An 18,847-nucleotide genomic window follows, 5' to 3' on the forward strand; every position below is an offset into this window, starting at 1 on the left:
CTCACGTCCTAAATTAAGCCGTGGGGGTTTCGGGTCCGCACACGGGGCGCAGCTCCGGATCCCCCTCAGGCGACAGTCGCTCCTTCCTGGAAGGCCCACTGAACTCATGCGCAGAATCAGAGCCGCAGCCATCGGCGCCGTCACCCTCTCGCTCGTCCTCACGTCGGCTGCCTGCGGCGGGGGGTCGTCCGGCTCGGAGGGCTCCAACGAGCAGCCCAAGACCCTCACCTACTGGGCCTCCAACCAGGGCGCGAGCCTGGAGGTGGACAAGAAGGTCCTCCAGCCCGAACTCGACAAGTTCGAGAAGGAGACCGGCATCAAGGTGAAGCTGGAGGTGGTGCCCTGGTCGGACCTGCTCAACCGCATCCTCACCGCCACCACTTCCGGCCAGGGCCCCGACGTCCTGAACATAGGCAACACCTGGAGCGCCTCCCTCCAGGCCACCGGCGCCCTGCTGCCCTGGGACGCGAAGAACTTCGACGCGATCGGCGGCAAGGACCGCTTCGTCGACTCCGCGCTCGGCTCCACCGGCGTCCAGGGCCAGGACCCGGCCGCCGTACCGCTGTACTCCATGGCCTACGCGCTCTACTACAACAAGAAGATGTTCGCCGACGCGGGCATCGAGAAGCCGCCGGCCACCTGGGACGAGATGGCCGAGGTCGGCAAGAAGCTGTCCAAGGACGGCAAGTGGGCGCTCGGCGCTGAGGGTTCGAACCTCTCCAACAACATCCACCAGGTGTTCGTCCTCGGCAAGCAGCACGGCGCGGACTTCTTCACCCCCGACGGCAAGGCCGACTTCACCTCCGACGGCGCCGTCGCCGCGGTGAAGCAGTACGTCGACCTGATGGCCAAGGACAAGATCATCGCGCCGGGCAACGCCGAGTACGCGCAGAACCAGTCCCTGAGCGACTTCGCCAAGGACAAGACGGCGATGGTGCTCTGGCAGACCGCCTCGGCCACCTTCAAGTCCCAGGGCATGAAGGACGACGAGTGGGGCGTCGCCCCCGCCCCCGTCCAGTCCGGCACCCCCGGCACGGGCACGAACACCAACTCCATGGTCGCCGGCATCAACATGGCCGTCTTCAAGAACACCAAGAACATCGACGGCGCCAAGAAGTTCGTGAACTTCATGACGAGCGACGCCGAGCAGAAGATCCTCAACGGCGCCTACGGCTCCATCCCGCCGGTCAAGGCCGCCCAGGAGGACCCCGCGTTCAGCGGCCCCGCGCTCGACGTCCTGCGCGAGACCCTCGCCACCAGCGCCAGCGCGCTGCCCCAGGTCCCGGAGGAGTCGCAGTTCGAGACCGTCGTGGGCACCGCCGTGAAGGAGCTGTTCGCCGACGCCGCCGCCGGCCGGGCGATCACCACCGAGTCGGTGAAGGCCAAGCTCGACAAGGCCCAGCAGCAGATGTCCACCTCGTGACGACGGATTCCACCATGACCACCACCGCTGCCTACGGCACGGGCGAGCGGACCGTACAGAAGCAGGACCCCGGAGCGGCGCCCCGCAAGCGCCGCTTCGGGCGGCTGCGCAATGTGTCCCTGCCCTACCTGCTCCTCCTGCCCGCCCTGCTCCTGGAACTCCTGGTCCACCTGGTGCCGATGGTCATCGGCATCGTGGTCAGCTTCAGGGAGCTCACCCAGTTCTACATCCGGGACTGGAGCACCTCGCCCTGGGCTGGCCTGGACAACTACAAGATCGCGGTCGACTTCGACGCCCCCGTCGGCGAGGCCCTGCTCAAGTCGTTCGTCACGACCTGTCTGTTCACCGTGCTCTCCGTGGGCCTCTGTTGGCTGCTGGGCGCCACCGCGGCGATCTACCTCCAGGAGTCCTTCCGCGGCCGGGGCCTGCTGCGCACGATCTTCCTCGTGCCGTACGCGCTGCCCGTCTACGCCGCCGTCATCACCTGGGCGTTCATGTTCCAGCGCGACAACGGCCTGGTGAACCATGTGATCCACGACCAGTTGGGGCTCACCGACTCACCGCCCTTCTGGTTGATCGGCGACAACAGCTTCTACACCCTGCTCGTGGTCTCGGTGTGGAAGGGCTGGCCGTTCGCCTTCCTGATCATCATGGCCGGGCTCCAGAACATCCCGCGCGAGATGTACGAGGCCGCCGCGCTCGACGGCGCCGGTGTCTGGCAGCAGATCCGCCGGATCACGATGCCGTCCCTGCGCCCGGTCAACCAGGTCCTCGTCCTGGTGCTGTTCCTGTGGACGTTCAACGACTTCAACACGCCCTTCGTGCTGTTCGGCCGGGCGGCGCCGGAATCGGCGGACCTGATCTCGCTGCACATCTACCAATCGTCGTTCCAGACCTGGAACTTCGGCACCGGCTCCGCGATGTCGGTCCTGCTCCTGCTGTTCCTGCTCCTGGTGACCGGGGTCTACCTCGCGCTCACCTCCCGCGGAAGGAAGGGCACCGATGTCTAGGCCGCCCCGCTCGCCGATGGCCGCCCCGCAGTCCTTCCTGTGGAGCCGCCGGATCTTCCTCACCCTGCTGACGGTCTTCGTCCTGCTGCCGGTGTACGTGATGATCTCCAGCTCGCTGAAGCCGCTGCAGGACGTGTCGGAGAAGTTCCAGTGGATACCTTCCGGCCTCACCGTCCGCCCGTACTTCGACATCTGGGAGACCGTCCCGCTCGCCGACTACTTCGTCAACTCGCTGATCGTGGCGGGCGCGGCGACCGTCTGCTCCGTCGTCATCGCCGTCTTCGCGGCCTACGCGGTCAGCCGCTACAACTTCCGCGGCAAGCGCGTCTTCACGGTCACGGTGCTCTCCACCCAGATGTTCCCCGGCATCCTCTTCCTGCTGCCGCTGTTCCTCATCTACGTCAACATCGGCAACGCCACTGGCATCGCGCTGTTCGGCTCCCGCGGCGGTCTGATCCTCACCTATCTGACCTTCTCGCTGCCGTTCTCGATCTGGATGCTGATCGGGTACTTCGACTCGGTCCCCAAGGACCTCGACGAGGCGGCCAAGGTCGACGGCTGCGGGCCCCTCGGCGCCCTGTTCCGGGTCGTCGTACCGGCCGCGATCCCCGGCATCGTCGCCGTCGCCGTCTACGCGTTCATGACCGCCTGGGGCGAGGTCCTCTTCGCCTCCGTCATGACCAACGACACCACCCGCACCCTCGCGGTCGGGCTCCAGGGCTACTCCACCCAGAACGACGTGTACTGGAACCAGATCATGGCCGCCTCGCTCGTCGTCAGCCTGCCCGTCGTCGCCGGCTTCCTGCTCCTGCAGCGCTACCTCGTCACCGGCCTGACGGCCGGAGCCGTCAAGTGAGCGCCTGCCCCGACCCAGAGAGGTTCTCTGTGCCCGAACCGATAGACCTCGCCGCCTTCCCCGACGACTTCAGCTGGGGCACGGCCACATCCGCCTACCAGATCGAGGGTGCCGTCGCCGCGGACGGCCGGTCGCCGTCCATCTGGGACACCTTCTCCCACACCCCGGGGAAGGTCGACAACGACGACCACGGCGACGAGGCCTGCGACCACTACCACCGGTGGCCCGAGGACGTGGCGCTGATGGGGCGGCTCGGCGTCGACTCCTACCGTCTGTCCCTCGCCTGGCCCCGGGTCGTCCCCGGCGGCGACGGCCCCGTCAACGCGGCCGGACTCGACTTCTACGACCGGCTGATCGACGCCGTCCTCGCGGCGGGCATCACACCCAACGTCACCCTGTACCACTGGGACCTGCCCCAGGTCCTCCAGGACCGCGGCGGCTGGACCGCCCGCGACACCGCCGAGCACTTCGCCGCCTACACCTCCGCCGTCGCCGCACGGCTCGGCGACCGGGTCACCCAGTGGTGCACCCTCAACGAGCCCCTGTGCTCGGCGTGGATCGGCCACCTGGAGGGCCGGATGGCCCCCGGCCTCACCGATCTCACCGCGGCCGTGCGGGCGTCGTACCACCTGCTCCTCGGACACGGCCTCGCCACCCAGGCCATCCGTGCGGCGGTCCCGGGCGCGCAGATCGGCCTGGTCACCAACCACTCCACCATCGAAGCCGCCTCCACCAGTCCGGAGGACATCGCGGCCGCGACCCGGATGGACGGCCACAGCAACCGCTGGTGGCTCGATCCGGTCTACGGCCGCGGTTTCCCGGCCGACATGCGGGAGCTGTACGGCGTCGAACTCCCCGAGCGGCCCGGCGACCTGGAGACGATCGCCGCGCCGCTGGACTGGCACGGCCTGAACTACTACTTCCCGGCGACCGTCACCGACGACCCCCAGGGGCCCGTCCCGCACGCCCGTGAGGTCCGGCTGCCCGACGTGCCGCGCACCGGCATGGACTGGCAGATCGACGCCGGCGGACTGGAGGCCCTGCTGCTGCGCCTGACCGACGACTACGGCGTGCGCAAGCTGTACGTCACCGAGAACGGCTCCGCCTTCCCGGACACGGTCGCGCCGGACGGCACCGTCCACGACCCCGAGCGCACGCGGTACCTGGAGCAGCACATCGCCGCCTGCGCCCGCGCGGTGCGCAAGGGGGCCCCGCTGGCGGGGTACTACGCCTGGTCCCTGCTCGACAACTTCGAATGGGCCTACGGCTACGACAAGCGGTTCGGCCTGGTCCACGTCGATTACGCGACGCAGCAGCGGACCATGAAGTCGAGCGGTCTGCGGTACGCGGACATCATCCGCCTCCACCGGCAGTCGCAGGCCTGACCCAGCGCCTCCGGCCGGGAAGAGTCTCCTACTCGGCCCGGCCGGAGCGCAGCGTCTTCTTCGCCAACTCGAGAGCCGGGAGCATCGCCTTGTGCTCCTCGGTGTCCAGGCCTCCGAGGTGCAGGACGACCGGCCCTAGCGGAGTCGTGACGGCGAGGGCGCTCTCCTGCTTGCTCTCCTCCAGGAGTTCGTTGCTGTACACGTAGGTCACCTCCGCGCCGGTGAGACCGCCCGTGGTGAAGCTGCCGTACTTCTCCTCATTCACCCCACCCTGGGCCGCGACGAAAGCCTCCAGGACGGAACGGGCGTCGCCGTCACCGGGCTCACCGGTCCACGCGCGCAGGAAGCCGATGTTGCCCGCCGGCTTGGCGTCGACCTCGCAGGCCAGCGTGACCGGACCCTGGTCCAGCGGGGCCTCGACGGACTCCGCGGTCCACTCCTCGGCGATGTCGAAGGTGACGGGCAGCTCGCAGTCGGAGCCCTTGCCCCCGAGAGGGCGGCCACTGTCCGCGACGGAGGAGTCCTTCGCGGCCGCCGACGGACTCGCCGACGCCTTCGCGTCCTTGTCCTCGGCTCCCGACGAACACCCCGTCAACAGCACGACCAGCACCGCAGCACAAGCCGCTCGACGTCCCACTTCGATCTCCCCTCGCGAATCCGGCGGCACAGAGTAACCGAGACGGTCGGGCCGCCGGTTCGGGGGAGTCGGGCTGCGGCATGATGACCTGGTGACGGACATCGAACAGGGCGCCGCACGGGCCCGCGTACGCCCCGCGCGCCCCGCCGATCTGCCGTACATCGCGGAGCTGGCGGCCGAGCACGCCGCGTACGAGAAGGCGTCGCCGCCGCCCGCCGACCTGCCGCGGCGACTGGAGAAGCTCCTGTTCGGCCCGGTGACCCCGCCCCGTATGTCCTGCTTCGTCGCGGAACTCGACGGCGGCGGGCTCATCGGCTACGCCTCCTGCGCCCCCGAGGTCTCCACCTGGGACGGCGACGAGTACCTCCACATGGACTGCCTCTTCCTCCGCGACGGCCACCGAGGCCTTGGCCTCGGGCCGCGGCTGATGGACGCCGTCGTGGCCGAGGCGCGCGCCCGCGGCCTCGCCCTCGTGCAGTGGCAGACCCCGCCGTGGAACACCGACGCGATCCGGTTCTACGACCGGCTCGGCGCCCGGGCCAAGGAGAAGCGGCGCTACTTCCTGCCCGTCGACGCCGACTGAGGCTCGGTGGCCCGGCAGGTGGCCGGAGTCAGCGGGACCGGGCCTCGGCGACCGGGTCGCGCTTGAAGGCCCACTCCATCTTCGGCTCCATCGCGAACCGGAAGGCCCGCCGCACCGGCGCGGTGCACAGCACCGTCACCACCGCACCGGCGACGAGCGTCACGACGATCTTCCCGAGCGGCTCCTGCACCCAGTCCAGGTGGGACCAGTGGTACTTGTTGGCGACCTGGATGACGAACCCGTGCAGCAGATAGCCGTAGAGCGTGCCCGCGCCCAGGGCCGTGAACCACATGCCGCGGCCGGGAACCAGCGACAGGAAGCACGCCACCAGGATCATCGAGCAGCCGAACAGCACGAGCGTCATGAGCGGCCCGTACCAGGCGGGCGCCGCCAGGTCCTGGGCGCTGGTGCGGTGGAAGAACCAGGCGTAGTTCATGCGGGGCACCGCCCACCAGGCGACCACGAGCGCGCCCAGGAACACGGGCGCCGCGAGCAGTCGCACCTCGCGTCGACGCACCAGCGCGAAGTGCTCCGGCTTCAGGATCAGGCCGAGTACGAAGTACGGCAGGAACTGCAGCGCGCGCTGGAGGTCGAGGTCCTTGCCTATGGTCGGGGTCAGCGTGGCGAGGCTCGCCACGCCGAGCGCCACCGGCAGCGGCCAGCGCACGATCCGCCAGATCGGCGTGGTCAGTCGCCAGATGAACAGCGCCGCCAGGAACCAGGTCAGGTACAGCGGGTCCAGCAGGCTGATGTCACGGCCCGGCTCGTCGTCCGTCCACCGGGTGAAGAAGGTGTACGCCACCTCGAACACGACGTACGGCACGGCGACTCCGGTCACCAGCCGCTTCACGCGTCCGGGGGTCGCGTCGAAGGTCCGCGAGAAGTAGCCGGAGATGACGATGAACGCCGGCATGTGGAAGGCGTAGACGACCATGTACAGCGCGGTGACCGTGCGGCTCTCGTCCCGCAGTGGCTCCCACGCGTGCCCCATCGCCACCAGGACGATGGCCAGGTACTTGGCGTTGTCGAAGAATGCGTCCCGCTCCTTGACCGACCGAGCAGTCCGTCCGTCCGGCTGGGCGGCCGTGCCGTTGTTCGCTCCGGGCGGCGCCTGGGCCTGTCCGAGACTGCGCAGGGGCAGCGTTTGCTGATTGAGCCCTTCTCGATGGAACCCAGACAGAGCAGAACACCTCTTAATGGAGTTACCTGTGTGGCCCTTGTGCCGACACCCGGGACACCGTAGTCACGCATCCTCAGCCGCGTAAACCCGGACGGTCATGATGTGACCGCCGTATCTCTCGCGCTCAGTCGTGCGTGACCAGCCGACCGAGTGCGGCCGTGACGGATTCCTCCGGACTCGTCCGGCCGGTCACGGACATTTCGACGTAGCGGGTACCACTTTCCTCGTGGCGTGAACGCACCGCTTCCAGCCCCTCCGCGGTGCACGGGACGATGACCACCAGGCCGTTGCGGGCGAGTACTTCGGCGACCAGACCCAGGCGGGCCGCGTCGGCGCACAGGTCGTCGTACCGGTCGAGCACCGCCACCCGGCGGTCCTGCGCGAGCAGCCGCTCGGCGAGCGCGTAAGCGGCGGCCAGCCGGTCGGCCAGTGGCCGACCGGTGACCCAGACCGTCGCGCCCGGGCAGGTGCACCGGCAATGCGGATCGCTCACCGCCGTGACCCTACCGTTGTCGAATGTCGTCTCTTCCCCGTGCGGCGCATGGGAATTCGCTGAGAATCACGCGATGGCGGGCATAACCGGACGTAAAGACTCCGGACTTGCGGGAGCGCGACGGCGGCGGCAGGGTTCGGTCGTGTGGCAACTCTGCTGATCGTGCACCACACGCCCTCGCCGAACTGTCAGGCGATGTTCGAGGCCGTGCTCTCCGGCGCGACCGCGCCCGAGATCGAGGGCGTCACCGTGGTCCGGCGGCCCGCGCTGTCCGCCACCGCGTCGGACGTCCTGGACGCCGACGCCTTCCTGCTCGGCACACCGGCCAACCTCGGCTATATGTCCGGCGCCCTGAAGCATTTCTTCGACCAGGTGTATTACCCGTGCCTGGACGCCACGCGCGGGCGGCCCTTCGGCTACTACGTGCACGGTGGCAACGACGTCACCGGCGCGGTGCGGTCCATCGAGTCGGTCACCACGGGGCTCGGCTGGCGGCGCGCGGCGGAGGCTGTCACGGTGACGGGCGAACCGGCCAAAGCGGACATCGAGGCGTGCTGGGAGCTGGGGGCGACGGTTGCCGCGGGGCTGATGTAGCGGGCACGGCAGGCGAAAGCGTCACGGCGGTGCGGGGCACCGCCGTGACGCTCGAACCGCTCGCGGGATCAGACCGCCGGAGCCGGGTAGGTCGGGTACTCCACACCGGAGACGTGCTGGACGACCCGGATGACCTGGCAGGAGTAGCCGAACTCGTTGTCGTACCAGAGGTAGAGGATGGCGTTGTCGCCGTCGACCTTGGTGGCGCCGGCGTCGACGATCGAGGCGTGCCGCGAGCCGACGAAGTCCATCGAGACGGCGTCGGGGGCCGTGGTGAAGTCGATCTGGCGCTTCAGCGGCGAGTGCAGCGAGACCTCACGGAGGTAGTCGAGGACCTCCTCGCGGCTGGTCTCACGGCCCAGGCGCAGGCTGAGGATGGCGATCGAGACGTCCGGGACGGGGACGCGGATCGAGCTGCCGGTGATCGGCGCCTTGAGGTCCGGCAGCGCCTTGGCGACGGCCGAGGCGGCACCGGTCTCGGTGATCACCATGTTCAGCGGCGCGGAACGGCCCCGGCGGTCCGCCTTGTGGTAATTGTCCAGCAGGTTCTGGTCGTTGGTGAACGAGTGGACCGTCTCCACGTGGCCGCGCAGCACGCCGTACTCGTCGTCCATCGCCTTCAGCGGCGGCACGATCGCGTTGGTGGTGCAGGAGGCGCAGGACAGGATCTGCTCGTCCGGCTTGATGGTGTCGTGGTTGACGCCGTGCACGATGTTCGGGACGTCGCCCTTGCCGGGCGCGGTCAGCACGACCTTGTCGATACCGGGGCGCAGGTGCTTGGAGAGGCCCTCGCGGTCCCGCCACTTGCCGGTGTTGTCGATCAGGATCGCGTCCTTGATGCCGTACGCGGTGTAGTCGACCTCGGACGGGTCGCTCGCGTAGATCACCTTGATCGCGTTGCCGTTGGCGAAGATCGTGGAGGACTCCTCGTCCACCGTGATCGTGCCCTGGAACTGGCCGTGGATGGAGTCACGGCGCAGCAGCGAGGCGCGCTTGACGAGGTCCGCCTCGCCGCCGCCGCGGACCACGATGGCCCGCAGCCGCAGACCGTTGCCGGAGCCCGCCTTCTCGATCAGCAGCCGGGCGACCAGGCGGCCGATGCGCCCGAAGCCGTACAGGACCACATCGCGGCCCGCGCCGCCCTCCAGCTTGTTGGCGCCCGTGGCGCCGGCGACGGCCTCCGCGGTGAACTCCGCCACCGACAGGCCGCGGTCGTCCGACTTGTACGTCGCGGCCAGCATGCCGATGTCGATCTGGGACGGGCCGAGGTCCAGCGCGGTGAGCGCCTGGAGGAAGGGCAGCGTCTCGGTGACCGACAGCTCCTCGCCCGCGATCTGCCGCGCGAACCGGTGGGTCTTCAGGATGCTGACCACCGACTTGTTCACCAAGGAGCGGCTGTGCAGCAGAACCGTTACGTCCCGCTCCCGGTGCAGCTTCCCGATGATCGGGATCATCGACTCCGCGATCTCCTCGCGGTTCTTCCAGTTGGTGAACGAGTCGTCGTTGACAGTCACAGAAGTCTCTTTCGAGCTAGGCGGTGCTCATATGCTAACCCGCCCGCTCGAACGGGCTTGATCGGGGTCCGTCAGTTGAAGACGTCCGGGTCCGGGCCGGTGCGCAGGTCACGGTCCAGAGCGGCCACGGCGGCCATCTCCTCGTCGGAGAGTGTGAAACCGAACACGTCGAGGTTCTGCCGGATCCGCTCCGGCGTGACGGACTTGGGGATCACGATGTTCCCGAGCTGGAGGTGCCAGCGCAGGATGACCTGGGCGGGCGACTTTCCGTGCCGCTGGGCGATGGAGACGATCGCCTCGTCGCCCAGCACCGCGCCCTGGGCCAGCGGGCTCCAGGCCTCGGTGGCGATGCCCAGCTCGCCGTGCAGGGCGCGCAGCTCGGTCTGCTGGAGGCCGGGGTGGAGCTCGATCTGGTTGACGGCGGGCACGATCGAGGCGCCGTCGACGAGCCGTCGCAGATGGGCGGGCTGGAAGTTGGACACGCCGGCCGCCCGGACCTTGCCGTCGGCGACCAGGCGCTCGATGGCCTTCCAGGACTCCCGGTACAGATCGCGGGCCGGGGTCGGCCAGTGGATGAGGTAGAGGTCGACATAGGAGAGGCCCAGCGCCTCCAGGCTCGCGTCGAACGCCTTGAGGGTGGCGTCGTAGCCCTGATCGGCGTTCCACAGCTTGGTCGTGACGAACACGTCCTCGCGGGCGAGCCCGGCGGCGGCGAGCGCCTTGCCCACGCCCACCTCGTTGCCGTAGATCGCGGCGGTGTCGATCGAGCGGTAGCCCGCGTTGAGTGCCTCGGTGACGGCGGCGGTGGTCTCGGCGTCCGGGACCTGGAAGACGCCGAAGCCGAGCCGGGGGATCTCGACGCCGTTGTTGAGCGTGACGGTGGGGACAGTGGTCATGGCGGTGCTTCCTCGGCGTCCTTGCGTGAGGTGCTTACGAGCGAAAACAATAATTGCTAACGCGGGCTAAATGCAAGTGGGAGGGATCTGGGGCGAGGGTTATGTCCGGGTTCGCTGAGAGGTTCGTAAGAATCCGGGGAGCGGTTGAACACGACGGGCGCGTGGTCCGTATGGGGGCGAGGGATTCGTATGTCCGCTCGCTCGCCCCGAACGTAGGAGTACTGCCTTGAGACGCAACACGCGCAGGCGCCCGACCGGCCCACGACGCGCGACCTTTGCCGCGATCGCGCTGATCCTGGGTGGCAGCGGGCTGGTGGCCACCAACATCTACGCCTCGGCGACCGAGGGGGACGGCGCATCCGCCCAGGACGGCGGGGCCACGATCGACTGCCCCGATGTGGGTGCCGAGTTGACGGCGGTCCCGGACGCCGCGAGGACGGACGTCGACAACGAACTCGCCGCCCTGGACGGCCAGATCACCGAGGCCTACAAGCAACTGCGGTCGGCGACACCGGAACAGCGGCAGGACACCGGCTTCACCGACGGCTCGATTATGAACCCGCTGGAGGAGAAGCGGGGCGCGAGCATCGAGCGGATCGCGGTGGCGATCGGCAACGCGGCGGGGGAGCGTCCCGACGGGCTCGAAGCGCTGGCGGGCTGCGAACTGAGCGTCCCCGAGGAGCAGCCGGAGGGCGGCCAGGGCGGAAACGGGCCCGTCGCCGCGGACTTCGTCGACATCAACACCATCCAGCCCAACGTCCAGGCGCCGGCCGCCGGGGAGGGCGCCTCCCAGGGCACCTTCACCACCAGCTGCGGAGTCAACGAGAACGGCCTGTTCAACTCGGACAACGTCATCGTCGCGCCGGGTGTCTCCAACGGCGCCCACCACTTCCACGACTACATCGGCAACCAGGCCAACGACGCCTTCGCCAGCGACGAGGACCTGGCCGCGGCCGACACCAGCTGTGAGAACCAGAGCGACAAGTCCACGTACTACTGGCCCGTCCTGCGTCTGCAGAACGGCACCCAGGAGCAGGACGCCAACTCCCCCGGCGGCGGTATCGAGGGCAACGCCGGTGAGATCGTCACGCCGAAGGAGGTCACGCTGACCTTCCAGGGCAGCCCGACCGGCGACGTGACCGCGATGCCGCGGCTGCTGCGCATCATCACCGGTGACGCGAAGGCCTTCGTCAACGGCACCGCCAACGCCAACGCGTCCTGGAGCTGCACCGGTCTTGAGGACCGGCAGTTGAAGGACAAGTACCCGCTCTGCCCCGAGGGCAGCGACGTGGTCCGCACCTTCAAGTTCCAGAGCTGCTGGGACGGGCGCAACATCGACAGCGCCAACCACCGCACCCACGTGGCCTTCGCGGCGGCCGACGGCTCCTGCCCCGGCGGCTTCCAGGCCATCCCGCAGCTCGTCCAGCGCATCGTCTACGACGTCGACGCCCCGAGCCTCGACGACGGCGGTCAGACGACCCCGCTCTTCGCGGTCGACTCCTTCCCCGAGCAGCTGCACAAGCCGGTCACGGACCACGGTGACTTCATCAACGTCTTCGACCAGGCGCTGATGGACGAGATGGTCGACTGCATCAACGAGGGCCGCGAGTGCGACGCCGGGGCGCTGCCTGAGGAGCCGCAGCAGCCGGAGGAGCCGCAGGAGCCTCAGCAGCCCGAGGAGCCGCAGGAGACGGAGCAGCCGCAGCAGCCGGAGGACCCGCAGGAGACCGAGGAGCCGCAGCAGCCGGAAGAGCCCCAGGAGACCGAGCAGCCGCAGGAGCCGCAGAACCCGGCCCCGACCGGTGACGACGACGGCGGACAGTCGGAGCCCGCGACCGAGGACCCGGCGGACGAGGACCCGGCCGCCTCCGCACCGGCCAACCAGCCGAAGACCAAGGCCACCGCGTCCCCGACCCGCACCGCCGAGGCTCCGGCCGAGGAGGTCGGCACCGCGACGGCCACGCCGACCCCGTCCCAGGCCGCCGTTGGCGCCGAGCAAGAGGCCCCGGCGTACGGGACCGCGCCCCAGACGGCGGGCGGCAGCCTCGCCGACACCGGCGCCAAGCTGTGGCCGGCTGCCGCCGGAGCGGTACTGCTCCTCGTCGGCATCGTGCTGCTGCGTCAGGTCCGCCGCCGGGCGTGAGGGAGGCCGTCAGGAGCGCCGACCGGGAGGTCCGTAGCCGGTGGGGACTTCCCCCAGACCCGGATGCACGACCTCCGGCTCGTCCTCGTCCACGGGGAACGTCCGATACGTCTCCGTGGCACCGGGAAGGGTGGTCGTGTCGGCGCCCCGCGGCCTGTCCCAGTCCGGATGCAGCCGCAACGGCAGTCCGTTCGCGTGGTGTCGAGCTTCAGCCGGACACGTACGGTGTCCCGCTTGTGCACGGTGTACGAGAACCCGGCGGGCGGGGCCCTACGTCGTCGAAGTCGACGGCGTTCTCGGCCATGACCCGTTCGTCGCCACCGGTCGGTTCGTCGGCCTTCCGCTGCATCCGGGAGGTCGACATGCCGTCCGGGAAGGCATAGGCCGGGGGACAGCCCACCGGGTCGGCCCGGACGACGAGGGGCGGGGCGGCCGGTGGCTCGTCGTCACTGAACACGGCCCCGCCCCCTTCGTCGAGCCACGTCATCACCTGCGTGGCCAGCGCGGCCCCGAGCGGCGCGAGAAACGCCCCGGCGAGGATCGGGGGTGGATTGGCTCGAACGAGTGCCACCCGGCCCGCTCGCCCGGAACCCTACGCCGTGGCCGGCGTGTAGTGGGAGGCGTCGTCGCCCTCGATGACATGGCTGAGGCTGCCGTCGACTCCGGCGGGGATGTCGCCCGCGACGGTCACCCGGTGCAGGAGACGGGGCAGGTCGCCGTAGTCGTCCGGGGCGTAGTGCTGGGTGATGCGGTTGTCGAACAGCACGACGTCGCCCGGATTCCAGGCCACCCGCACGATGTTCTCCGGCCGGGTGACGTACGACTGGAACAGACGGAGCAGATCCCGTGATTCGGACGCGCTCAGGCCGACGATGCTCTGTGCGAACCCGCCGATGAACAGGCCGCGTTCGCCGGTCTCGGGGTGGACCCGGACGACTGGGTGGGCGGTGCGGTACTTCCGCGAGACGAACTGGCGCCGGTGCTCGGCGGCCTTCTCGCTCTTCGGGGCGGCATAGTCGTAGTCGTTGCTGTGCACCGCCCAGAGCTTGTCCGCCAGCTCGCGCAGCGGCTCGGGCAGATCCCGGTACGCGGCGGCCGAGTTGGCGATGAGGGTGTTGCCGCCGTAGGGCGGGATCACGATGCCGCGCAGCGTGGACGCCTTGGGCGGGGTGCGGACGAAGGTGACGTCGGTGTGCCACTGGTTGGCCCGGATGCCCTCCTCCCCGTCGACAGGCAGGATGTGCGGCTGGCCGTCCACGGCGGGGACCGTGGGATGGGCGGTGGTCAGCTCGCCGAAGAGGGCGGCGAAACGGAGCTGACCCGCGTCGTCCAGGTGCTGGTCACGGAAGACGAGCGCCTTGTGCTCCAGGAGCGCGGAGTTGATCTCGGAGACCAGGGCGGGGGCGAGTTCGGTGGTCAGGTCCACGCCGTGGATCTCGGCGCCGACGCGTCCGCCGATCCGGCGTACGTCGAATCCGGTGCTGGTGGTCATGGGTGGGCTTCCTTTCAGACGGTGATCGGTTGTCCGGCCGGGGTGGCCAGCCGGTTGGCGGGGCGGGGCAGTCCGTAGTGGTCGCGCAGGGTGCGGCCGGTGTACTCGGTGCGGAACAGGCCGCGCTGCTGGAGGATCGGCACGACGTGGTCGACGAAGTCCTCCAGGCCGCCCGGCAGATGCGGCGGCATGATGTTGAAGCCGTCGGCGGCGCCCTGGGTGAACCACTCCTGGATCTGGTCGGCGACCTGCTCGGGGGTGCCGGCGAAGACCCGGTGGCCGCGTCCGGCGCCGAGGCGGGCGATCAGCTCGCGCAGGGTGAGACCGTCCCGCCGGGCGAGTTCGGCGACCAGCGTGAAGCGGCTCTTGTTGCCGTTGATGTCCCGCTCCTCGGGCAGCTCCGGCAGCGGTCCGTCCAGCGGCAGCCCGGTCAGCTCGGTGCCGAGCATCCCGGAGAGCTGGGCGAGCCCGTACTCAGGAACCTGAAGCTCCGTCAACTCCTGTTCCAGGAGGCGAGCTTCGGCCTCCGTGGAGCCGATGACCGGGGCGATGCCGGGCAGGACCAGCAACTGGTCCTCCGTACGGCCGTGGCGGGCCAACCGGGACTTGAGGTCCTTGTAGAAGGCCTGGCCGTCGGCGAGGGTCTGCTGCGCGGTGAAGACGGCCTCGGCGTACTGGGCGGCGAACTCCTTGCCGTCCTCCGACGAACCGGCCTGCACCAGCAGCGGATAGCCCTGCGGGGAGCGCGGCACGTTCAGGGCGCCGTGCACCCCGAAGTACTCGCCGCGGTGCTCGACGTCCCGCACCTTGGCGGTGTCGGCGTACAGTCCGCGCTCCCGGTCCAGGAGGATCGCGTCGTCCTCCCAGCTGTCCCACAGCTTGGTGGCGACATCGACGAACTCCCGTGCCCGCGCATAGCGCAGCCCGTGTTCCAGGTGGGTGTCCTGCCCGAAGTTGCGGGCCTCGTTCACGGTGCCGGAGGTGACGATGTTCCAGCCCGCCCGGCCCCCGCTGATGTGGTCGAGGGAGGCGAACTTGCGGGCGGTGTGGAAGGGCTCGTTGAAGGTGGTGGAGACGGTGGCGATCAGGCCGATGTGCTCGGTGACCGCCGCCAGGGCGGACAGCAGGGTCAGCGGCTCGAACCCGCCGAGCGCGTTGTGCCGGACGTTGCCCCACAGGGCGAGGCCGTCGGCGAGGAACACCGAGTCGAGCAGGCCGCGTTCGGCGGTCTGCGCGAGCTGCTGGAAGTAGCGCGGATCGGTGACCCGTTCGGGCTGGGTGAGGGGGTGCCGCCAGGCGGCGTCGTGGTGGCCGGCGTTCATCAGGAAGGCGTTGAGGTGCAGTTGGCGATCGCTGGTCGCGGTCATGGGGTTCCTCGGGGGACGGGGATGGGCACAGAGGGCTTTCAGGCGCGGACGGGGACGCGCCAGGAGCTGAGCCGGCGTTCCACGGTCACCAGGAGCTGGTTGAAGGCCACGCCGATGGCGGAGATCGTGATGATGCCCGCGTACATCTGCGGGATCGCGAAGTTGTACTGCGAGGCGTTGATCAGATAGCCGAGACCCGCCTTGGCACCGATCATCTCGGCGGCGACGAGGACCAGGATGGACACGGCCCCGGCCAGCCGGATGCCGGTGAACATCACCGGCACCGACGCCGGCAGGATGACCTTCTGGAACAGCCGGGGCGCGGACAGGTCCATCGACCTGGCGAGCTTCAGAAGGGTCGGATCGACGTTGCGGACCGCGCTGATCGTGTTGAGCAGGATCGGCCAGGTGCACGCGTACACCACGATGGAGATCTTCGAGGTCTCGCCGATGCCCAGCAGCAGGACGAACACCGGCAGCAGCGCCAGCGCGGCGGTGTTGCGGAACACCTCCAGCAGCGGTCCCAGCAGGTCGGCGACCGGCCGGTACCAGCCGATCAGCAGGCCGAGCGGGACGGCGACGGCCACGGCGATGCCGAAGCCGCTGAACGAACGGACCAGGCTGGCACGGGCGTTGTCGGCGAGCTGGCCGTCGGCCGCCAGCCCCCACCACGCCTGGGCGACCTCGCTGAACGGCGGCAGGAAGGTCCGGTCGACCAGGCCGAGCCGCGGTGCGGTCTCCCAGAGCAGCAGCAGCGCCGCGATCGCGGCGGACTTCGTGACCGCGGTCAACAGCAGCCGCAGCGCGCGGCGGACCCGGCCGAAGTCGCGCTTCGCCGCGTCGAGGTCCAGGGGCCCGACCGAGAGCGCCGGGACCGGCTCGCTCGGTGCCGTGACCGTCCCGGTGGTCGTGGTGGTGCTCATACGGCGGCCTCCTCCTTCTCCAACTGCTGGGCCCTGGCCACCTCGTCGTGCAGCAGCGACCAGATCTGGTGCCGGTACCGCGCGAACTCCGCACTGGACCGCAGGTCGTCGGTGGCCGTACGGGAGTCGAAGGCGACCGGCACGATCTCCTTGATGCGGCCCGGCCGCGAGGTCATGACGGCGACTCGCTGTCCCAGGTACACGGCTTCGTCGATGCCGTGGGTGATGAAGACGACGGTCTTGCCGGTGCGCTGCCAGATGCGCAGCAGTTCGTCCTGGAGCGACTCCCGGGTCTGGGCGTCGAGCGCGGCGAACGGCTCGTCCATCAGCAGCACTTGGGGGTCGTAGGCGAGGCTGCGGGCGATGGCCACCCGCTGGCGCATCCCGCCGGACAGTTCGTGGGGGTGGCGGTCCTCGAACCCGGTGAGGCCGACCAGGTCCAGGAACTCCTTGGCGCGTGCGGCGCGTTGACGCCGGGGCACGCCGGTGGCCTCCAGGCCGAACTCGACGTTGCCCTGTGCGGTGCGCCACGGCAGCAGCGCGTACTGCTGGAACACGATGCCCCGGTCCAGGCCCGGCTCGGTGACGGGTGTGCCGTCGAGCAGGATCCGCCCGGAGGTGGGCCGGGTGAGGCCGCCGAGCAGATCCAGCAGGGTCGATTTTCCGCAGCCGCTCGGACCGACCAGGACGACGAACTCCCCGGCCGCTATCTCCAGATCGATTCCGTCGAGGGCGGTGAATCGACGGGCCTGCCGATTCCCCGCCCGGTCCTTGACGGTGAATTCCTTCCTCACGTCCTCGAACACGATCGTCATGGGAATCAGCTCCCGCTCTTCGGGGCGGCGTTGAATTCATTGGTGTAGAGATCCGACAGAGTGACCTGGCCCTTGTCGATATCGCCGCGCTCGGTCAGCCAGTCGATCCACAGCTGGAGTTCCTTTCCGGTGATCCGGCCCGCCGTTTCGGCGACACCGAAGGAACGCCAGTACTTCAGGGCGGCGGTGTCCTCGTTCCGGCCGCGCTTTTTCACGATGCTCGTCATACGGGCGACGACTTCCTCGTGCGGAGTGCTGCGGGACCACTCAATCGCCTTTCCGACGGCGGTGACGAAGGTCCGGACGGTGTCGGGGTTCTGCTGGAGGAAGCGGTCGGTCATCACAAAGGTCCCGGCGCTGAACGCGCCGAGCAGCTGATAGTCGGTGAACAGCGGACGGATGCCGCCGGTCGCCAGCGCCTTGTCCCGCAGTACGCCGCCGAGTACGGCCACGTCGATCTGCTTCTGGCGCAGCGACTGCTCGGTGTTGACCGGGGGCACCACCAGCGGCTCGACCTTGTCGATGTCGGTCGGGGAGAGCCCCTCGCGCTGGAGATAGATGTCCAGCATGGCCTCGGCGTGCGCGCCGAGGGTGTTCATCCCGACCCTCTTGCCGATCAGGTCCCGCGCCGAGCGGATGGGGCTGTCCGCAAGGACGTAGTAGCCGCTGTACGCGTGCTTGTCGGAGCCGTAATAGCTGATGACGGCCTTGATGGGGGCGTTGTTCGCGGCCAGTTTGACCACCGCGCCGTTGAACGCGCCGCCGAAGTCGACCTGGCCGGTCGCCGCGGACTGGATGTCCTGCGGACCGCTGATCGTGTTGCCGACCCACTCCAGCTTCACGTCCATGAGATAGCCGAGGTCCTCGGCCAGTTCGGGCAGGGTGACCTGGCCCGCCCAGCCCTGGTACCGCAGCGTCCTGGTCCCGCCCTTGCCGGCGGTGGCTCCGGTCGCGGCAGTGCCGCAGCTGACGGCCAGGGTCGAGAGGCCGAGCAGAGTGAGGAACTGACGTCGGGTGGATGCCGTCGTGGCCATGGCAGGGTCCTGTTCAGGAAAGCGGGGCGGGGAAAACGGGCAGGCGTCGGTGAATTGAGCGGTATCCCGCGGAATCCGACGGTGAAAGGGAGCGAGCGGAATCGTGCCGGTCAGCGCGTACGGCGGCCGGCGGCACAGATGGCGCTGGCCTGACGTCGCAGATCGACGTGCAGCCGCGCGGCGAGGATCTCGAACTTGCTCACAGCCAAGACAGTTGCAGCGAAATCCAGCCAGGTCAATGTCGCCCGCGATCGTGACTCACGTTCGCAATGGTGTGACATACGTGCGCAGTACGGGGTTCACAATTCCCCCGGGACAGCACGGTGGCCCACTGCTGCGGGCCGGTTTGCTCGGCCGGCTCACGCCCAGGGGTCGGTGAAGGAACGTCCGGGCACCGGCTTGGTGACCAGGGCGTACAGCGCCGCGGATCCGCTCCCGACGAGCGCACCGCGATCCCCCCTCCTACGCTCGAAGAGTCAGCGCGCCCGTCGACAGGAGCCCC

19 protein-coding genes are annotated in these 18,847 nt (G+C 69.3%); 7 read left to right on the top strand and 12 right to left on the bottom strand.

Going from position 1 to position 18,847, the window contains the following annotated elements; translation table 11 throughout:
• Positions 1 to 106 precede the first annotated feature (106 nt).
• From STRCI_RS38210 to STRCI_RS38225, 4 genes are read left to right on the top strand one after another with little or no spacing between them, the layout of a single operon-like run.
• Positions 107 to 1,423, top strand: a complete 1,317-nt coding sequence (locus tag STRCI_RS38210) for an ABC transporter substrate-binding protein (protein ID WP_269663588.1) — start codon at positions 107 to 109, stop codon at positions 1,421 to 1,423.
• 14 nt (positions 1,424 to 1,437) lie between these two features.
• Positions 1,438 to 2,433 (top strand): carbohydrate ABC transporter permease, encoded by a 996-nt coding sequence (locus STRCI_RS38215; protein ID WP_269663589.1) that lies wholly within the window; start codon positions 1,438 to 1,440, stop codon positions 2,431 to 2,433.
• A 16-nt stretch (positions 2,434 to 2,449) separates the two neighbouring features.
• Positions 2,450 to 3,289 (top strand): carbohydrate ABC transporter permease, encoded by an 840-nt coding sequence (locus STRCI_RS38220; RefSeq protein WP_269664752.1) that lies wholly within the window; start codon positions 2,450 to 2,452, stop codon positions 3,287 to 3,289.
• Positions 3,290 to 3,318: 29 nt separating this feature from the next.
• Positions 3,319 to 4,674, top strand: a complete 1,356-nt coding sequence (locus STRCI_RS38225; RefSeq protein ID WP_269663590.1) for a GH1 family beta-glucosidase — start codon at positions 3,319 to 3,321, stop codon at positions 4,672 to 4,674.
• Positions 4,675 to 4,702: 28 nt separating this feature from the next.
• Here the strand turns inward: STRCI_RS38225 and STRCI_RS38230 are convergent, their stop codons facing one another.
• Positions 4,703 to 5,317, bottom strand: coding sequence for a lipoprotein (locus STRCI_RS38230; protein ID WP_418953483.1), 615 nt, complete (start codon positions 5,315 to 5,317; stop codon positions 4,703 to 4,705).
• A gap of 85 nt (positions 5,318 to 5,402) precedes the next feature.
• On the opposite strand from STRCI_RS38230, the gene STRCI_RS38235 reads away from it, so the two are divergent.
• On the top strand, positions 5,403 to 5,894 hold the full coding sequence (locus STRCI_RS38235; protein ID WP_269663592.1) for a GNAT family N-acetyltransferase: 492 nt from the start codon (positions 5,403 to 5,405) through the stop codon (positions 5,892 to 5,894).
• 28 nt (positions 5,895 to 5,922) lie between these two features.
• On the opposite strand, the gene STRCI_RS38240 is transcribed toward STRCI_RS38235, so the two are convergent.
• Positions 5,923 to 7,029 carry an acyltransferase family protein gene (locus STRCI_RS38240; protein WP_269664753.1) on the bottom strand — a complete coding sequence of 369 codons (1,107 nt, stop codon included), beginning with the start codon at positions 7,027 to 7,029 and terminating at the stop codon, positions 5,923 to 5,925.
• Between the two features lie 169 nt (positions 7,030 to 7,198).
• A complete protein-coding gene (locus STRCI_RS38245) occupies positions 7,199 to 7,567 on the bottom strand; it encodes a nucleoside/nucleotide kinase family protein (RefSeq protein ID WP_269663593.1) in 369 nt (122 codons plus the stop codon).
• Between the two features lie 144 nt (positions 7,568 to 7,711).
• Here STRCI_RS38245 and STRCI_RS38250 point away from each other — a divergent pair, with 144 nt between their 5' ends.
• Positions 7,712 to 8,161 (top strand): flavodoxin family protein, encoded by a 450-nt coding sequence (locus STRCI_RS38250; protein ID WP_269663594.1) that lies wholly within the window; start codon positions 7,712 to 7,714, stop codon positions 8,159 to 8,161.
• A gap of 68 nt (positions 8,162 to 8,229) precedes the next feature.
• On the opposite strand, the gene STRCI_RS38255 is transcribed toward STRCI_RS38250, so the two are convergent.
• Entirely contained in the window at positions 8,230 to 9,675 is a 1,446-nt protein-coding gene (locus STRCI_RS38255; protein ID WP_269663595.1) for a glyceraldehyde-3-phosphate dehydrogenase, read from the bottom strand.
• A gap of 71 nt (positions 9,676 to 9,746) precedes the next feature.
• Entirely contained in the window at positions 9,747 to 10,571 is an 825-nt protein-coding gene (locus STRCI_RS38260) for an aldo/keto reductase (protein WP_269663596.1), read from the bottom strand.
• A gap of 226 nt (positions 10,572 to 10,797) precedes the next feature.
• Here STRCI_RS38260 and STRCI_RS38265 point away from each other — a divergent pair, with 226 nt between their 5' ends.
• Complete coding sequence (locus tag STRCI_RS38265; RefSeq protein ID WP_269663597.1) at positions 10,798 to 12,714, top strand: DUF1996 domain-containing protein; 1,917 nt, start codon at positions 10,798 to 10,800, stop codon at positions 12,712 to 12,714.
• Positions 12,715 to 12,922: 208 nt separating this feature from the next.
• Here the strand turns inward: STRCI_RS38265 and STRCI_RS38270 are convergent, their stop codons facing one another.
• The 7 genes from STRCI_RS38270 to STRCI_RS43430 all read right to left on the bottom strand — a co-directional run bounded on the left by STRCI_RS38270 (position 12,923) and on the right by STRCI_RS43430 (position 18,548).
• Positions 12,923 to 13,285 carry a hypothetical protein gene (locus tag STRCI_RS38270; protein WP_269663598.1) on the bottom strand — a complete coding sequence of 121 codons (363 nt, stop codon included), beginning with the start codon at positions 13,283 to 13,285 and terminating at the stop codon, positions 12,923 to 12,925.
• A gap of 21 nt (positions 13,286 to 13,306) precedes the next feature.
• Positions 13,307 to 14,206 carry a TauD/TfdA dioxygenase family protein gene (locus tag STRCI_RS38275; RefSeq protein WP_269663599.1) on the bottom strand — a complete coding sequence of 300 codons (900 nt, stop codon included), beginning with the start codon at positions 14,204 to 14,206 and terminating at the stop codon, positions 13,307 to 13,309.
• 14 nt (positions 14,207 to 14,220) lie between these two features.
• On the bottom strand, positions 14,221 to 15,573 hold the full coding sequence (locus STRCI_RS38280) for an LLM class flavin-dependent oxidoreductase (RefSeq protein WP_269663600.1): 1,353 nt from the start codon (positions 15,571 to 15,573) through the stop codon (positions 14,221 to 14,223).
• Positions 15,574 to 15,611: 38 nt separating this feature from the next.
• Complete coding sequence (locus tag STRCI_RS38285; RefSeq protein WP_269663601.1) at positions 15,612 to 16,496, bottom strand: ABC transporter permease; 885 nt, start codon at positions 16,494 to 16,496, stop codon at positions 15,612 to 15,614.
• Positions 16,493 to 17,311, bottom strand: coding sequence for an ABC transporter ATP-binding protein (locus STRCI_RS38290; RefSeq protein ID WP_269663602.1), 819 nt, complete (start codon positions 17,309 to 17,311; stop codon positions 16,493 to 16,495). Before STRCI_RS38290 ends, STRCI_RS38285 begins: the two co-directional genes overlap by 4 nt.
• Before the next feature lie 5 nt (positions 17,312 to 17,316).
• Positions 17,317 to 18,345 (bottom strand): ABC transporter substrate-binding protein, encoded by a 1,029-nt coding sequence (locus STRCI_RS38295; protein ID WP_269663603.1) that lies wholly within the window; start codon positions 18,343 to 18,345, stop codon positions 17,317 to 17,319.
• Between the two features lie 110 nt (positions 18,346 to 18,455).
• Positions 18,456 to 18,548 (bottom strand): putative leader peptide, encoded by a 93-nt coding sequence (locus STRCI_RS43430; protein ID WP_336298829.1) that lies wholly within the window; start codon positions 18,546 to 18,548, stop codon positions 18,456 to 18,458.
• Positions 18,549 to 18,847 lie beyond the last annotated feature (299 nt).

Source organism: Streptomyces cinnabarinus (assembly GCF_027270315.1).
In the GTDB taxonomy this organism is placed as follows: domain Bacteria; phylum Actinomycetota; class Actinomycetes; order Streptomycetales; family Streptomycetaceae; genus Streptomyces; species Streptomyces cinnabarinus.

Excerpts from the sequence above, each read along its gene's own strand:
- STRCI_RS38220 (WP_269664752.1), top strand. The coding sequence starts at position 2,450 with ATGGCCGCCCCGCAGTCCTTCCTGTGGAGCCGCCGGATCTTCCTCACC.
- STRCI_RS38290 (WP_269663602.1), bottom strand. The coding sequence starts at position 17,311 with ATGACGATCGTGTTCGAGGACGTGAGGAAGGAATTCACCGTCAAGGAC.
- STRCI_RS38275 (WP_269663599.1), bottom strand. The coding sequence starts at position 14,206 with ATGACCACCAGCACCGGATTCGACGTACGCCGGATCGGCGGACGCGTC.
- STRCI_RS38215 (WP_269663589.1), top strand. The coding sequence starts at position 1,438 with ATGACCACCACCGCTGCCTACGGCACGGGCGAGCGGACCGTACAGAAG.
- STRCI_RS38285 (WP_269663601.1), bottom strand. The coding sequence starts at position 16,496 with ATGAGCACCACCACGACCACCGGGACGGTCACGGCACCGAGCGAGCCG.
- STRCI_RS38295 (WP_269663603.1), bottom strand. The coding sequence starts at position 18,345 with ATGGCCACGACGGCATCCACCCGACGTCAGTTCCTCACTCTGCTCGGC.
- STRCI_RS38210 (WP_269663588.1), top strand. The coding sequence starts at position 107 with ATGCGCAGAATCAGAGCCGCAGCCATCGGCGCCGTCACCCTCTCGCTC.
- STRCI_RS38260 (WP_269663596.1), bottom strand. The coding sequence starts at position 10,571 with ATGACCACTGTCCCCACCGTCACGCTCAACAACGGCGTCGAGATCCCC.
- STRCI_RS38280 (WP_269663600.1), bottom strand. The coding sequence starts at position 15,573 with ATGACCGCGACCAGCGATCGCCAACTGCACCTCAACGCCTTCCTGATG.